The following is a 14622-nucleotide window of genomic DNA, read 5'->3' on the forward strand; positions in this document are numbered from 1 at the left end:
GTGGCTACTGGCCTGCTGAGGCAGCCTCTGACATCGGGTTGGGATTTCGCAATGCCAGCTCGCCGATGCCCGGCAGCTTGATACCCAGCGCCATGGGATTCACACCCAGGGACAGGCCCAGAATGTTCAGCTCCAGACCCTCTCGCACCCCCGCGAGGATCCCTAGATACCCACCCATGGACAGTTGATAGCCCGTGCCGCCCGGCACCTCTGCCACCACGCGGCTACCCAGGTAGTCTTTGCCAATGGCGTTGCTCGGCAGTGCCACATCCAGTCCCGGTACTTCCCGAATTACCCAGGCGGTAAAGGTGTTGCTGTTGGGCCCGGGCCAGGCTTCGTATTCAGTGACATAGGGATAGGCGTCCACGGCCTGATAGATGGTCGGTATCAGCGCCTGTGCTTCCGCGCCGCGAATGTCGGCGTACAGTTCGGGTCTGGCGCCGTACCAATGGCGATCGGGTTCGCTCAGGCGTGAGCTGACCACGTAGCGACGCCAGCCAGTGACTTCATGAACCCGATACTGCTCGGCGCCCGCCTCCTTGGTGGCAATCCAGGTGTGCACGGCAAAGTAACCACGCCAGCTCCAGGCCCGGGCTCCGTAGATCTGAACCACCGCTTCAGGATGCTGCTCCGGGCGCGGCGCGATCCCGGCGCTGGCGCGGGTCGCGGTTCGCCAGCTTTCGGCACCCTGCAGGCTGCTGCTGGTGGCCAGGAGCAACGGGCCTGTCAGCAACATGAGCAGGGCACCGAGGAACCAGGCGGTGTATTTCAGCGTTCGCTTCATGTCGGTGTCCGGTGTGGGGTATTAATTATGTTGGCACTGATACCCGATACGCGCCAACGCCTCTGCCAGATTGCACGACACCGGCGCTGTTTGCCCGCGATGGGGTTGTCTTCTAGGCTGAAGGTACACGTCAAAAAGCAAAGGCTAGGGAGTGGTGCCATGTCCGATCATCATGTGTACAAGAAGGTGGAAATCGTCGGTTCCTCGCGAAAAAGCATCGAAAACGCGATCGAGAATGGCCTAGAGGAATGCAGCAAGAGCATTCGCAACATGGAGTGGTTTGAAGTGATGGAAACCCGGGGGCACATCGAGGATGGCAAGGTTGGCCATTATCAGGTGGTGATGAAAGTGGGCTTCCGCATCAAGGATAGCTGACGTTGATCACCCGGACCCGAATGGCCATTGTCAGGCGATTCATCAGGTCCCGGGCCTCGCCCTCGTAGAGGGTGTGACATTTGTCCCGCAATACCCGGCGTTCATGATCCGACGGTGAACCGGCGGTCTCTTTCAGCAGGTCCAGGTGCTGGCAGGCGGTTAGATGAACCTTGATCTGGGTATCGATGAGCTGAGTAATCAATTCATCCACCGTTTCGCTGCAATAGGGCCGGTTTCGGTTTAGCATGGTGCGGGCGTCCAGGGCGGCATTCCTGGCCTCCAGTCTCAGTTCACCTGCCGATTCTCCATTTTCGACGGCGCGCAGGAACATCCCGAGCCGGTCGTGCAGGAACCACAGTTGCGGCCAGATCTGATCGTAGGCGCTCTTTTCGGCGCGATATTTCGCGATGCTGGCCTCAACACCATGCACTGCCGAGGCTTCCCGCTCGGGCGCATTGAACTGGCTGACCCGGATCTCGTCCACCTCCCGACCCATGCTGCCGATCTTCTGGCGCAGATTGTCGATGTCCCGGCTGGCGGAGCGTTTGGCGCCGGCGCCCAGCCAGAGTGCCAGTAAGCCCAGCAAAAGCGCCGCAGCGGCCAACAGAACAGCTAGTTGGCCGCCATTGGTGATACTCAGCAGTGACTCAGAGTCCATGGCGCGTCTTCCTATACACAAACGTGCTTTGAATGTTCAGTATAGAAGCTAATCGCTGTCCCCGCGGCGAAAAGGCAGCAGCGTAAGGGACTCCTGGAAGTAGCCTTCAACCTGCTCCGTCTCGTCCTGCACGAACGCCGCGATGGCGTCCCGGAAGCCCGGGTGGCGGACACCGTGCCAGGAATGGGTGAGCACCGGTTCGAAGCCACGAACCAGTTTGTGCTCCCCCTGGGCGCCAGCATCAAAGCGTTGCAGGCCCAGTTCGATGGCCAGCTCTATGCCCTGGTAGTAGCAGGTCTCGAAATGCAGGTGGTTGTATTCGTCCAGGCAGCCCCAGTAACGGCCATAGAGAGCATCCTCGCCCCGCAGGAACAAGGCGCCGGCGATCATCTCGCCGTCGCGCACCGCGATAATCAGGTACAGATGCTCGGGCAGGTTCCCGCGCACGCGCTCGAAAAACGACTGGTTCAGGTACGGGCGCTGGCCGCGCTTGAGGTAGGTGGCCTGGTAGAACATGTGAAAGGCGGCCAGCACATGGTCAGGAATGTCGCGGCCATGAAAGCGACGAAAGCTGATGCCCTGTTCTGCGACCTGCCGGCGTTCCCTGCGAATGGATTTGCGTTTGCGGGATGTAAGCTGCCCCAAGAAATCCTCAAAGTTGCCGTACCCCCGGTTGTGCCAATGAAACTGACAGCCAATGCGGTGCAGTTCACCGGCATGACCCAGCAGTGCCTGGTCTGCAGCATTAGGAAACAACAGGTGCCAGGAATGGGCGTCGAGGCGGGTGATCAGCGTGTCCAGCAGATCCCGTAGCCGGCCATCCCCAAGTCGGTTTCGAAGCAAGGGGTCGAGCAGCAGGCGCGGGCCCTGGGAGGGGGTGAATGGAATGGCGATCAGGAGCTTGGGGTAGTAGTTCAGTCCATGCCGCTGATAAGCATCGGCCCAGGCCCAATCAAACACGTACTCGCCCATTGAGTGCGCTTTAAGATAGGCGGGGGCAAGCCCGGCGATCTGGCCATCGACACGAAACACCAGGTGGCAGGGCTGCCAGCCGGTTGCGGTGGTGGTGCAGCCGGACTGTTCCAGCGCCTGGAAAAACTCGTAGCGCAGGAACGGATTGGCGCGGCCGGCCAGGCGATCCCAGTCCGCTTGGGAAATCTCATCAATAGAGGCGCAGGTGTCGACAGTGAGGGACTGAAATCCGGGTTCGGGCATGGGCGGTTTAGCTCCAGCGGGTGGCTCCTTATGAGTCTCCCGATACCATACGCCAGAACCCGGGGTTTGATCACTGCTTGGTGTCGTTACTTCTCAAGGGCGTCGCAGCGCTCTTGCATTTTTTCCTTCATCTTTTCGCGACGCTGTTCGTGCTTCTCCCGATGCTCCTCGTGGATGTCGGCCCAGATTTCGAGCTGTTTATCGGTCAGTTGCAGGCGTTCTGCCATGTCGGCCCGGCGCTCCTCCATTTTTTCGTGGTGCTTGTCCTGATCGAAGCGGCCCTTGCCCTCGCGGAAATCCTCGCACATCTCGGCCATATCCTGCTTACCATGATGGCCTTTGCGGTCGCCGTGATGGTCGGCCAGGGCAAAAGGGCTTGCGGCCAGAAGCAGGGAAGCGAGCAGGCCGGCGGTGATGATGGAGTTGTTACGTTTTTTCATGGTGCTTTCCTCGTTGTTTCGCCGCTTGTGCGGCAATGACTGTGATGAGTGGCCATCGTAGCCCTGTGCCCCGTCAACGAGCGTCAGTACGGTGTAAAGGTTCTGTAAAGGAAAATGCCGGGAATCAGCCGCTTGGGCCATGCGTGTTAGACTTCCGGCAGTCGGAATGGAGATGACGAATGCAAAATCGGGTATTGCTGGTAGAAGACGATGATGAACTGCGGCAGCTGCTGGCCCGCTATCTGACCAATCAGGGTTTTACCGTGCGGGAGGCCGCCAACGGCCGGGACGGTCTGGCCCTGGCCATGGGCCAGGATTGCGATGTGGTGGTGCTCGACATCATGCTTCCGGACATTAGTGGCCTGGAAGTGTTGCGTGAGTTGAGGGCCAGTACCCACATTCCGGTTGCGCTGCTGACCGCCCGGGGCGATGAAACCGATCGCATTGTCGGCTTTGAAGTTGGCGCCGACGACTACATCCCCAAACCCTGTAATCCCCGGGAACTGGTAGCCCGCCTGCAGGCCCTGTTGCGCCGGATTGCCTGGGATCAGAAGGCCGACGTGAGCGCGACGCGGGAGTACGGTGACCTGCGGGTAGAGCCGGACCAGCGTCGGATTTTCCAGCAGGACGCGGCCCTGGATCTGACCGCTACCGAGTACGAGATTTTGAATGTACTGCTGGCCCACGCCGGCAGTGTGGTACGCAAGACCGACCTGATGCAGTGGGCGCTGGGCCGCCGTCTGGAGGCGTTTGATCGAACCCTGGATATGCACATCAGCAATCTGCGACGGAAACTGGGCAACGACGATCCGCCGCGCATTGAAACCGTTCGGGGGCTGGGTTACAGCTATCGGGTGCCGGTGTGAAGAAAACCATGATGTTCCCGCTGTTTTGGCGGATCTTCCTGGCCATCTGGCTGGCGATGGCGATTACTGTGGTGGTCAGCAACCTGGCGACCCGAACGCTGCTGGATCGGGAACGCCAGGCCATTGAGCGTCAGGTCGGCTTGAGGGATCTGGCTCAGGAAGCGATCCAGATCCGCGAGCAGCGGGGCCGGGGAGAGGCGTGGCGATTTCTGCGGGGTCAGGGTAAACAGCTGGAACTGCACCTGATGCTGATCGAGCGGGGCGCGGGCGAGAAGCGCCTGCCGCCGCAGGTCAGGGAGCGGATGAAATCCGGCTGGTACCCGCAGAAACCCGCGGTCATTGAATTGGATGCGGGCTATCAGCTGGTAGCCTGGCCGCGGATGCATGGTGAAGGCTGGCTGGATCCCAAGTTTTTCCGGTTCATTGAACTGGGGTTGGCGTTCGTACTGATTACCCTGGCGTGCTGGCTGATTGCGCGCTTCGTGTCCCGGCCTTTGGATCACATGGAGAACACCGCCCAGCGCATCGCCGGGGGCAACACCGGACTGCGGGTTAGCGAAAAGATTGCTGGCCGCCGGGACGAAGTGGGCCAGCTTGCCACCGCGTTCAACGCCATGACCGAGCAATTGTGCACCCTGCTGGAACGCCAAAAGCACCTGTTGCGGGATATCTCCCACGACCTGCGTACGCCGCTGACCCGCCAACGCATTGCCATTGAACTGGCCAGCGACAGCGGCGCCGACGAGCAGCTAATGAACAGTATCTTGCGCCAGAATGAGCGGCTGGAAGCCATGACGGCGCAGATTCTCACGCTGTACCGGGTCGCCGAGCAGGGCACCGATATCGAACGGGAGCCGGTGCGGCCGGTCAAATTGATCAATCAGGTGCTGGGGGATGCCGCCGACTACGCCGAGCATCAGGGTGTGGACTGCCGGCTGGCGGCCAGCGACGAGGTTGCCGGGATGTCTGTGCTGGGTGATGCCGGGCTATTGCAGCGGGCGTTCGACAACATCCTGCAGAATGCCCTGGACCATACTCCACCGGGGCACCGGGTACGGGTGGATGCCAACGCGGTTGATGGTTGGGTGCGGATCGATATCGAGGACGAGGGCGCGGGGGTTGAAGCCGACCTGCTGCCGCATTTGTTCGAGCCCTTCTTCCGCGCCGACAAGTCTCGGAGTGGTCAGGGCTGGGGCCTTGGTCTGGCAATCGCCCGGGACATCGTCACCGCTCACGATGGCCGGATTGCGGCTGCCGGGGGTGAAGCCGGGGGCTTACGGGTGACGGTGGAATTACCGGTCTTCACTCGGGCCTGATTCAGACGGCGGGCCCGGGGCGTCGTCCGGCAACAGCGTGGCTGCGCCGGAGAAATCAATACCCTCGCGCAGCTCTTCGTCGCCGAATCGAATGCCGCAGCCGGCTTTTTGCAATTTGGCTGGCGCGGCCGTACCGGGGCTGGGGCGTTCGACGTCTTCTGAGCCTTCGAACTTTTTTGACATAGGATTGACCGTTCAATGAGTAAAGATTATCCGGTCCCGGCAGGATACCTCGAGCGCGAAACGGAAGTGAAGAAAAGCCGGTTTATAGCCCGGGTAGCACCGGTCGGCTCCCGGGACGAGGTCAAGGCCTGGCTGGAACAAGCCCAGCAAGACCATCCGGACGCCCGCCATATCTGCTGGGCCTATCAGATCGGTCGTCCGGGCGCGGCCGCTGAGGCGGCCATGAACGACGACGGTGAACCCTCCGGCACGGCGGGTAAGCCGATCCTCAATGTCATTCAGCACAAGGATATGGGCGATGTGCTGGTCATGGTGATTCGTTACTTCGGTGGCATTAAACTGGGCGCCGGTGGTCTGGTGCGGGCCTATGCGGGCGCCGCCGAAAGTGTCCTGTCGGCGGTAGAGCGGGTGGTGCAAAAGCCCATGATACTGGCCGATGTCACCATGGGGTTTGCTGACGAACAGCCGGTTCGGCACTGGTGTGAGCTGCACGGTGCGACGCTGGAGTCGGTAGAATACGGTGCCGTGGTGTCGGCCCGGGTGTCCTTGCCAGAGCAGGCCGCAGATGAGTTCACCGCTTTCTGCGACGCCCAGAAACTGGATTACGGTTTCGACACGTGAGGAACCTTAAGGGCATCGAGGTCCGTGTCCTAAGCGTATACTGAGTGTAAATCACCACTACAGAGGGAGAGCAGTACTATGCGGTTACTGATGATTTCAGCGATGGCGTTGGTCCTGTCGGGCTGCGCCGGTAATGTTGTGACGGATTACAACCCGTCGGCAGTGTTTGGTAATTACTCGACCTGGTCTTTTGCCCAGGAAGCGGGCAGTGACGCTTTTGTGTCCCTTGATGGCAGCCGCATCCAGATGGCGGTTGAGCGGGAACTGAAGCGCAAGGCCATGCGCAAAGTGCCGAAAACGGAAGCAGATCTGCTGGCCAACTGGCAGATCGTCGAGGAAGAGCGACTGGAACAGACCGGCGTAGGCCTTGGATTCGGCTTCGGCCGGGGCAATTTTGGCTGGGGCCTTTCAGCGCCGCCACCGGTGCGTGAAGTCACGGAAGGCAAGCTGGTGGTCGAGCTGATTGATACCGAAACCAAGGAAGTCGTCTGGCGCGCTGCCAGCCGTCGGTACCTCAATGAAAGCCAGTCGCCGGAGACTCGTCGTGAGCTGATTGATGAGGTAGTGTCGGAAATGTTTTCCAAGTACCCACCGGGCGTTGGCTAAGGGAGTAAGAATCCGACATGAAGAAACGAGCTGAAGGTGGACTGGTCTTTTCCACCGAGCAGGGCCGAATGTGTCCCGATTGCCGCAACCCGGTCTCGGAATGCACTTGCTGCCAGCCAGCACGGCCTGAGGGTGATGGCGTTGTCCGGGTCAGCCGGGAAACCAAGGGCAGGAAAGGCAAGGGCGTAACCCTGGTGACCGGCATCCCGCTGGATGACAAAGCACTAAAGGCGTTTGCCAAGGTGCTGAAGGCCAAGTGTGGCACCGGCGGTACCGTGAAAGACGGTGTCGTCGAAATTCAGGGCGACCAGCGGGACATTCTGGTTCCGCTGTTGCAGGCGGAGGGCTGGACTGTGAAGCGGTCCGGTGGCTGATGCAACACAATCCTACCGGAGGGAAGCATGCACATAGCGGTTTTGGGCGCGGGTGTCGTAGGAACGACCACAGCCTGGTACCTGCAGAAGCAGGGGCATCAGGTGACGGTGATCGACCGCCAGAGCAATGCCGGGCTTGAAACCAGTTTTGCCAACGGTGGCCAGGTGTCGGTCTCTCATGCTGAACCCTGGGCCAACCCGTCGGCGCCCCTCAAGATACTGAAGTGGCTGTTTCGGGCTGATGCGCCGTTGCTGTTCCGGCCAAGACTCGACCTTGCCCAATGGCGCTGGGCTTTGGCGTTCCTGCGGGAATGTACCTCGGCCCGGGCTGCTTACAACATCCGCCAGATGGTCAATCTGGGCACTTATAGCCGCGCCCAGTTGCAGGCCCTGCGCCAGGAAGCTGGCATCGAATACGATGCCCTGAGCAAGGGCATCCTGCACTTCTACACCAATCCGCAAGAGTTTGACGGTGCCCTCAAGCCGACCCGCATCATGCAAGACCTGGGCTGTGACCGGCAGATTATTGATGCTGACAGGGCCGTTGAACTTGAACCGGCACTGAAACCGATCAGGGACCAGATAGCCGGGGCCACTTACACCTCACAAGACGAATCCGGTGACGCCCTCAAGTTCACCCAGAATCTCGCCAGAAAATGCGCAGAAGCCGGTGTCGAATTCCTCTACGGCACCGAAATTCTGGATTTCGAGCGTGCTGGCGACCGGATTCTTGGCGTCCAGGTTCTCAAGAACGGCGGCCATGACATATTCCGGGCCGATGCGTACGTGTTGAGCCTGGGGAGCTTCAGTGCGCCACTGGCCCGAAAGATCGGCCTGACCCTGGATATCTATCCGACCAAGGGCTATTCGATTACGGTGCCGGTTAAGAATGAAGACGCCGCGTTTAAGGTCAGCTTGACCGATGACGAGTACAAACTGGTCTATTCACGGTTGGGGAATCGGATGCGGGTGGCCGGTACTGCCGAAATCAGCGGCTACTCCCGGGACCTGAACTATACCCGCTGCCGGGCCATCGTGCGCCGTACCGCCGAGGTCATGCCGGAGGCCGGGCACTGGGATCAGGCCCAGTTCTGGACTGGGTTGCGCCCCGCCACGCCTTCGAACGTGCCCTACATTGGCAAGAGCCATTTGGCCAACCTGTACCTGAACACCGGTCACGGTACCCTGGGTTGGACCCATTCCTGCGGCTCGGCCGCGGCACTGGCGGATATCGTGGCAGGTCGAAAGCCGGAAGTGGATTTCAGTTTTTCCGGCTTGTAGTTGGTTCTCCTTCCGGGCCATTGCCACGATGGCCCATATTGATAAGCGCCCGTCATCTCCCGTACATAATTTCCCGTCACCATCGGTTGTTCATTCAACTTTAGTCTAATGGGCGTCCCGATACGGGAGGAGTGGCACATGAATAGACAGCGTCGTGCAGTCGTGAAGGGGCTTGCTGCTGTTTCACTGACTACATTGTCAGGTTGTGGGGGATCCGGAGACGGTTCGGCCGGTGACGAGCAGGCAGTGACTGGCAGTGCCAGCGTGAACCTGCCAGGGATTGAGTTCCGGCACGGTGTTGCCTCTGGAGATCCCCTGGGAGATCGGGTAATCCTATGGACACGGGTTTCTCCAGTGGACGTTCTGGAGCGGGATGCTGGCGAAATCCCAGTATCCTTGGTGATTGCAACCGACCCTGAACTCACCCAGGTGGTCGGGCGTCAGGGGGTTACCGCCAGCCTGGCTTCCGATTTCTGCGTTAAGGTTGATGCACAGGGGCTGCAGCCCAATCGCTGGTATTACTACCAGTTTTCCGTCGGGGACCAGACCTCGCCGGTGGGCCGGACCCGCACCTTTCCAACCGATAAACAGGCTATTGAGCGGGCACGATTCGCGGTGGTCTCCTGTTCGAATTATGCCTATGGGCTGTTCTCGGTGTATCGCGCAGTCAGCGCCCAGACCGACCTGGATTTTGTGCTGCACCTGGGAGATTACATCTACGAGTACGGGCCTGGTGAGTACGGCAGCTATCCCGGGCATGAGCCCAATCCTCCCCACGAAATCACCAAGCTGGCGCATTATCGTTTGCGTCATGCCCAGTACAAGGCCGATCCTCACTTGCAGGCAACACATCAGCAGTTCCCAATGATCTGTATCTGGGATGATCACGAATCCGCCAATGATAGCCACATCACTGGCGCAGAAAACCACGACGAAGCGACCGAAGGAGCCTGGTCGCAACGCAAGTCGGACGCCATCCAGGCCTATTTCGAATGGCTGCCCATTCGCGCTGTCGAATCAGAGCCGGGGCGGATTTGGCGCGAGTTCAGTTTTGGAGCGTTGATAGACCTGTTCATGCTCGATACCCGTCTGGAAGGTCGCGATCAGCCGGTTGGAACAGTGACCGACCCGGCACGATTCGATAACGAGCGCAGACTGGTGAGCGAGGCGCAAATGCAGTGGCTGCAGTCTGGGCTGGAAAACTCCTCGGCCAGCTGGCGCTTCGTTGGTCAGCAGGTGATGTTCGCGGAGCTGAATGTGGCGCGCACCCTCGATGCCGCTGAAACTGCCGGTGTTGCGGACCTGAACGGTTTCAACGGACAGCTGCTGTCGCTCAACATGGATCAGTGGGATGGCTACGTGAGTGATCGCGAAAAAATCCTGACGACGCTTCGCGACAAGAAAATCGACAACACCGTTATTTTTACCGGCGACATCCACACCTCCTGGGCCAATGAGATTCAGTACGATCCGGGTAATCTCGCGGAGGCACCGCTGGCTGTGGAGTTCGTAACTCCATCGGTGACCTCTCCGGGCTTCCCGGAAGATTTGGCGGGGCCAGCCGCGGTGGCGGTGCGTGCGGCCAATCCCCACATGAAGTATGTCGAGCTGAAATCCCCTGGCTTCATGCTCGTGGATGTCACCCCGGAACGCACGCAAAGCGAGTTCTACTACGTTCGCAACATCACCGGTGTGGGCGAAGTAGGCCAGCTTGATACCTCGAAAACCAAGGTTGTCGGGGTCAGGGCAGGTAATGCCCGCATTGTTGAGGATGAGCCGGTGTCACGACCTCGCACGATGCGAACAGCACTGTTCAATCCACCGGTTAGAGAGCACATGGCGTGAGGTGTCTATGAACGATTCAAAGATTTCAGCAGCAAGCTGGCGCCGGCGGGATGTGCTTCGAAGCATTCTGTTTACCGCAGGAGCAGCCACTATGCCGACCTGGCTTGCAGGGTGTGTTGGTAGCTCTTCATCGGCGGGTGCCGTCGCAGGCGCAGAATCGGGTGCGGCGCCACAGCCGACCTCCGGTAGCGCAGATCAACTGGTGGGCCGCTTTGCCAACATCGGTCCGCTCCAAGCTCCGGATGTGAATGGAGTGAGAACGCCGGCGGGGTTTTCGACCCGGGTTGTCGCCATCAATGGCGAATTACCGCAGTCTGGCGGCATGTCGGTGGCTGCGCCCCAGCCCGGCGGTATCGGAAACCGGCCCTGGCACATTTTTCCGGACGGGGCCGGGGTGGTTCCCCGGGCTAACGGTGGCTGGATCTACATTAGCAATAGCGAGGTTCCGGGTGTCGGTACCCTTGGCTTTACCTTCCCCGAGCTGGCTGACGTGTCGGGCACGATTGAGGAATTCACGCCAGGCCTGGCCCAGGTTGGCACGCTGGTGTTCGACCCCGACGGGGCCATCGTTGATTCCTATACGATTTTGAGTGGCACCACCTTCAATTGCGCTGGCTGCGTCACGCCCTGGCAGACCTGGCTTTCATGCGAGGAGTTCCCCAATGGTCAGGTTTGGGAATGCGATCCCTACCAGCCTGGCGAGGGCCTGGCCTGTCCGACGCTCGGCTTCTTCTCACACGAAGCTATCGCCATTGATGCCGGCAACCGCAAGCTCTACCTGACCGAAGATATGCCGGATGGCCGGTTTTACCGCTGGGTGCCGGATCCGTCGGACTGGCCCGAGGGCGCTGAACGAGCAGCTTTGCAAGCTGGCCGCCTTCAGGTGCTTTGTGTTGGCGGGGACGGTGTCGCCGGCGCGCTGACTGGCCCCCAGCCCATCCGGTGGGTAGATGCTCAGAACCCCCATGAGCCCCAGCATCAGAACCGGCTGCCGGCGTCGTCGGTATTCGATGGCGGCGAGGGCGTATGGTACTTCCAGGGGATTGTCTATTTCGCGACTAAGGGCGACGATCGAATTTGGGCGATTGATGTTGAGGCTCAGACTATAGAGGTGATCTACGACCGGGCAACAGCTGAAGCGCCCAACGACATATTGTCGGGCGTGGACAACTTGTTTGTGACCGAGCAGGGGGATGTGCTGGTGGCTGAGGATGGGGGTGATATGCAGGTGGTTGTTATTCTGCCTGACCGCACCCTGAAGCCTTTCTTGCAGGTAACGGGGCAGGATGCCTCAGAAATTGCGGGTCTTGCCTTCTCCCCCGATGGCCGGCGGATGTATTTCAGTTCGGATCGTGGTGGACGGAATGGCCTGGGTGGCTTCACCAATGGTCTTGGCATGATCTATGAGATGACCGTACCGGAGGGTCTGTAGTTGAGTGTCAGGCGCAGCCTCGGCTTCGAGTGCTGCGCCTGAACTGGCGGTGTTACTGCAACTGATCCCGGATCAGCTTCTTGTTGATCTTGCCAACACTGGTCTTCGGGATGTCCTCAACAAAATCAATCTGCGCCGGGATGGCCCATTTGTTGATTTCGCCGGAGTCGACGAACTGCCGGAGGTGGTTCTGAATGTCCTCCAGTGTGGCCGTTTCGCCCGGTTTCAGCGTGACCAGGGCGTGAGGGCGTTCGCCCCACTTCTCATCGGGCACACCAACCACGGCGGTAGCTGCGACCGAGGGATGCTGACTGATCAGGTTTTCCAGATCCAGGGAGGACAGCCATTCACCGCCGGTCTTGATCACATCCTTGATGCGATCCTTGATCACCAGGGTGCCGTCCGGATCCATTGAGGCCACGTCGCCGGTATGCAACCAGCCCCCCTTCCAGAGTTCCTCGCCTTTTTCTTTTTCCTTGAAGTAGCTCTGGGTCAGCCAAGGTGCGCGGGCAACCACTTCACCTTTCGCTTCGCCGTCGTGGGCAACTGGGTTGCCCTCCGGGTCAAAGATTTCCATATCAACCAGGGCGGTGGCGATGCCGGTCTTGATCCGCTTGGCGGTCTGCTGCTCCAGTGGCAGTTCCAGATCTTCCGGTTTCATGTGCGTGGCACACAGCAGCGGGCAGGTTTCAGACATGCCATAGGCGGTGTACATGTGGATGCCGAGCTTGGCGCTGGCATCGCACAGACTCTTGGTCAGGGCACTGCCGCCGATCAGCACATGCCAGTTGCTGAGATCGGCCGTCTTGATGGATTCGGTGCCCATCATCATCTGCATGATGGTCGGCACGCAGTGCGAGAAGGTGACCTTGTGTTCCTTCAACAGGTCGACCAGCATTTCCGGCTCATAGCGGCCCGGGTAGACCTGCTTGATGCCCAGCATGGTGGCCGCATAGGGCACGCCCCAGGCGTGTACGTGGAACATCGGGGTTACCGGCATGTACACCGACGAGGATCGCAGCAGCGGCATTTCGTCGTAGCCGGAGAGGGCGCCGGTCATGGCCAGGGTGTGGAGCACCAGCTGGCGATGGCTGAAGAACACCCCTTTCGGGTTGCCGGTGGTGCCGGTGGTGTAGAAGGTGGTGGCGATGCTGTTTTCATCGAAGTCCGGGAAATCGAAAGATGTCCCGGCCTTGGCCAGCAGTGCTTCATATTCACCCGCGGTCGGCAGCTCCGTTGATTTCGCGGAGGCCTTGTCGGTTAGCTGAATGTAGTTTCGAACCGTTTTGATGTCGTCTTTGACCGACTCAATGACCGGCAAGAAGTCGTCGTGCACCAGCACCACGGCGTCGTCGGCGTGGTTCATGGTGTACACGATCTGATCCGGCGACAGACGCACGTTTATGGTGTGCAGGACAGCGCCAATCATGGGAATCGCAAAGAAGCATTCCAGGTACCGAGGGGTATCCCAGTCCATGACCGCGACTGTATCACCGGGTTTGACGCCGGCATCGGTCAGGGCGTTGGCCAGACGGTGAATACGTTCAACCAGGTCGGTGTAGGTGTACTTGCTGCGGTTGCCGTACCAGATTTCTTGCTCTGGTCGCAGGCGCGGGCCTGACAGCAGCAGCTGTTTGATCAGCAGGGGGTACTGGTAGGCGTTGTCGGCCGGGGGTAGTATTCGGGTCTGAACCATTTGTCCGTGTCCTCTTTCTCATTTATTGATGTTGTCGAGAGAAGCAGGACTAAATTTGACACAGATTGACGAAAACGGAAACCGGCGGAGATTAAAAAAGCATAACGAACCCGGCCTTTATTTCAGGATGCAGGTTCGTTCGGCCACTTCGTTTCTTGTTTCTGACGGCGGGTGTCGCCGTCAGAGCAGCGGGTTATTCGTAGGTGCAGAGATAGGCAGTATCGATGTCGGTCTTTGCTTTGAAGCTGGCCTGGCCGGCCACATCGAAGCTCTCGCCCGCGCCGTAGGTCATCCACTCGTCTACGCCTGGCAGCAGAACCGTCAGGGCACCACTGATCACGGTCATGGTTTCCTTTTTGCTGGTGCCAAACTCGTATTCACCCGGGCTGATGACGCCAACCGTGGCCGGCAGGGTGGACGTCTGGAAGGCAATGGACTTGGCTTTGCCATCGAAGTATTCGTTAACTTTGAGCATGTGCTGGCTCCTCATAAATGGTTGGGGCGCCTACTATACGTCAAATTACTTCAAGTCCAATGACTATTTTGAGCGCGGGTTTGGCAGCGGGCTGGAATCAATAAGTTTAGCCCCGCCGCTCACTGATCCCAGGGCTTTCCTTCGGTATTTTCCACCGTTCGAACACCAATGTGCATGGCGGCCTTGGCCATAATGTTGGCGCTCACCGGGGCGGTCATGAACAGAAATACGGTAACCAGGATTTCCGATATGCCAATGCCGCCATCGCGGCTGCTGAAATAAATCACCGAACTCAGAATGATGGCGCCAACGCCCAATGTTGTGGCCTTGGTGGGGCCATGCAGTCGGGTGTAGAAATCCGGGAGCCGGACCAGGCCGATGGCTCCAATCAGCGTAAAGGCGCCACCGGTCAGCAACAGCAGGCAGATGGCGTATTCAGCGAACTGGCTCATAAC

At 59.5% G+C, this 14622-nt stretch carries 17 protein-coding genes; 9 read left to right on the forward strand and 8 right to left on the reverse strand.

Features of this window, described 5'->3' with window-relative positions; genetic code table 11:
* Positions 1–4 precede the first annotated feature (4 nt).
* Positions 5–784 carry a DUF3750 domain-containing protein gene (locus FGO67_RS07265; RefSeq protein ID WP_203300085.1) on the reverse strand — a complete coding sequence of 260 codons (780 nt, stop codon included), beginning with the start codon at positions 782–784 and terminating at the stop codon, positions 5–7.
* 159 nt (positions 785–943) lie between these two features.
* Between FGO67_RS07265 and FGO67_RS07270 the strand changes: the two genes are divergently transcribed.
* The gene (locus FGO67_RS07270; protein WP_041339667.1) at positions 944–1159 is read left to right on the forward strand and encodes a dodecin; all 216 of its coding nucleotides are present in this window, start codon (positions 944–946) and stop codon (positions 1157–1159) included.
* Here FGO67_RS07270 and FGO67_RS07275 read toward each other — a convergent pair.
* The 3 genes from FGO67_RS07275 to FGO67_RS07285 all read right to left on the reverse strand — a co-directional run bounded on the left by FGO67_RS07275 (position 1146) and on the right by FGO67_RS07285 (position 3472).
* Positions 1146–1817 carry a hypothetical protein gene (locus FGO67_RS07275; RefSeq protein WP_203300086.1) on the reverse strand — a complete coding sequence of 224 codons (672 nt, stop codon included), beginning with the start codon at positions 1815–1817 and terminating at the stop codon, positions 1146–1148. The genes FGO67_RS07270 and FGO67_RS07275 overlap by 14 nt on opposite strands.
* A 48-nt stretch (positions 1818–1865) precedes the next feature.
* Positions 1866–3032 (reverse strand): GNAT family N-acetyltransferase, encoded by a 1167-nt coding sequence (locus FGO67_RS07280; RefSeq protein ID WP_203300087.1) that lies wholly within the window; start codon positions 3030–3032, stop codon positions 1866–1868.
* Between the two features lie 86 nt (positions 3033–3118).
* Positions 3119–3472 carry a hypothetical protein gene (locus FGO67_RS07285; RefSeq protein ID WP_203300088.1) on the reverse strand — a complete coding sequence of 118 codons (354 nt, stop codon included), beginning with the start codon at positions 3470–3472 and terminating at the stop codon, positions 3119–3121.
* Between the two features lie 179 nt (positions 3473–3651).
* Here FGO67_RS07285 and FGO67_RS07290 point away from each other — a divergent pair, with 179 nt between their 5' ends.
* Both FGO67_RS07290 and FGO67_RS07295 read left to right on the forward strand, forming a co-directional pair.
* A complete protein-coding gene (locus FGO67_RS07290) occupies positions 3652–4338 on the forward strand; it encodes a response regulator transcription factor (protein WP_203300089.1) in 687 nt (228 codons plus the stop codon).
* Positions 4335–5654 carry an ATP-binding protein gene (locus FGO67_RS07295; protein ID WP_203300090.1) on the forward strand — a complete coding sequence of 440 codons (1320 nt, stop codon included), beginning with the start codon at positions 4335–4337 and terminating at the stop codon, positions 5652–5654. The genes FGO67_RS07290 and FGO67_RS07295 overlap by 4 nt, the downstream gene beginning before the upstream one ends.
* Here FGO67_RS07295 and FGO67_RS07300 read toward each other — a convergent pair.
* Positions 5631–5837, reverse strand: coding sequence for a hypothetical protein (locus FGO67_RS07300; protein WP_203300091.1), 207 nt, complete (start codon positions 5835–5837; stop codon positions 5631–5633). The two genes, FGO67_RS07295 and FGO67_RS07300, sit on opposite strands and share 24 nt — an antisense overlap.
* 15 nt (positions 5838–5852) lie before the next feature.
* On the opposite strand from FGO67_RS07300, the gene FGO67_RS07305 reads away from it, so the two are divergent.
* The 6 genes from FGO67_RS07305 (at position 5853) to FGO67_RS07330 (ending at position 11996) form a co-directional block, all read left to right on the forward strand.
* Positions 5853–6458: a YigZ family protein gene (locus FGO67_RS07305; RefSeq protein WP_203300092.1), complete on the forward strand. Its 606-nt coding sequence runs from the start codon at positions 5853–5855 to the stop codon at positions 6456–6458.
* Positions 6459–6536: 78 nt separating this feature from the next.
* On the forward strand, positions 6537–7064 hold the full coding sequence (locus FGO67_RS07310) for a DUF4136 domain-containing protein (protein WP_203300093.1): 528 nt from the start codon (positions 6537–6539) through the stop codon (positions 7062–7064).
* A gap of 17 nt (positions 7065–7081) precedes the next feature.
* Positions 7082–7438 (forward strand): translation initiation factor Sui1, encoded by a 357-nt coding sequence (locus tag FGO67_RS07315; RefSeq protein WP_203300094.1) that lies wholly within the window; start codon positions 7082–7084, stop codon positions 7436–7438.
* Between the two features lie 27 nt (positions 7439–7465).
* Positions 7466–8719, forward strand: a complete 1254-nt coding sequence (locus FGO67_RS07320) for a D-amino acid dehydrogenase (RefSeq protein ID WP_203300095.1) — start codon at positions 7466–7468, stop codon at positions 8717–8719.
* A gap of 138 nt (positions 8720–8857) precedes the next feature.
* Positions 8858–10564 carry an alkaline phosphatase D family protein gene (locus FGO67_RS07325; RefSeq protein WP_203300096.1) on the forward strand — a complete coding sequence of 569 codons (1707 nt, stop codon included), beginning with the start codon at positions 8858–8860 and terminating at the stop codon, positions 10562–10564.
* Positions 10565–10571: 7 nt separating this feature from the next.
* On the forward strand, positions 10572–11996 hold the full coding sequence (locus FGO67_RS07330; RefSeq protein WP_203300097.1) for an alkaline phosphatase PhoX: 1425 nt from the start codon (positions 10572–10574) through the stop codon (positions 11994–11996).
* Positions 11997–12048: 52 nt separating this feature from the next.
* On the opposite strand, the gene FGO67_RS07335 is transcribed toward FGO67_RS07330, so the two are convergent.
* The 3 genes from FGO67_RS07335 to FGO67_RS07345 all read right to left on the reverse strand — a co-directional run bounded on the left by FGO67_RS07335 (position 12049) and on the right by FGO67_RS07345 (position 14619).
* Complete coding sequence (locus FGO67_RS07335; protein WP_203300098.1) at positions 12049–13692, reverse strand: fatty acid--CoA ligase; 1644 nt, start codon at positions 13690–13692, stop codon at positions 12049–12051.
* A 193-nt stretch (positions 13693–13885) separates the two neighbouring features.
* Positions 13886–14167, reverse strand: a complete 282-nt coding sequence (gene ppnP, locus FGO67_RS07340) for a pyrimidine/purine nucleoside phosphorylase (RefSeq protein WP_203300099.1) — start codon at positions 14165–14167, stop codon at positions 13886–13888.
* 119 nt (positions 14168–14286) lie between these two features.
* The gene (locus FGO67_RS07345) at positions 14287–14619 is read right to left on the reverse strand and encodes a Na+/H+ antiporter subunit G (RefSeq protein ID WP_203300100.1); all 333 of its coding nucleotides are present in this window, start codon (positions 14617–14619) and stop codon (positions 14287–14289) included.
* Positions 14620–14622 lie beyond the last annotated feature (3 nt).

This window comes from Marinobacter sediminum, assembly GCF_016820575.1.
Taxonomy (GTDB): Bacteria; Pseudomonadota; Gammaproteobacteria; order Pseudomonadales; family Oleiphilaceae; genus Marinobacter; species Marinobacter sediminum.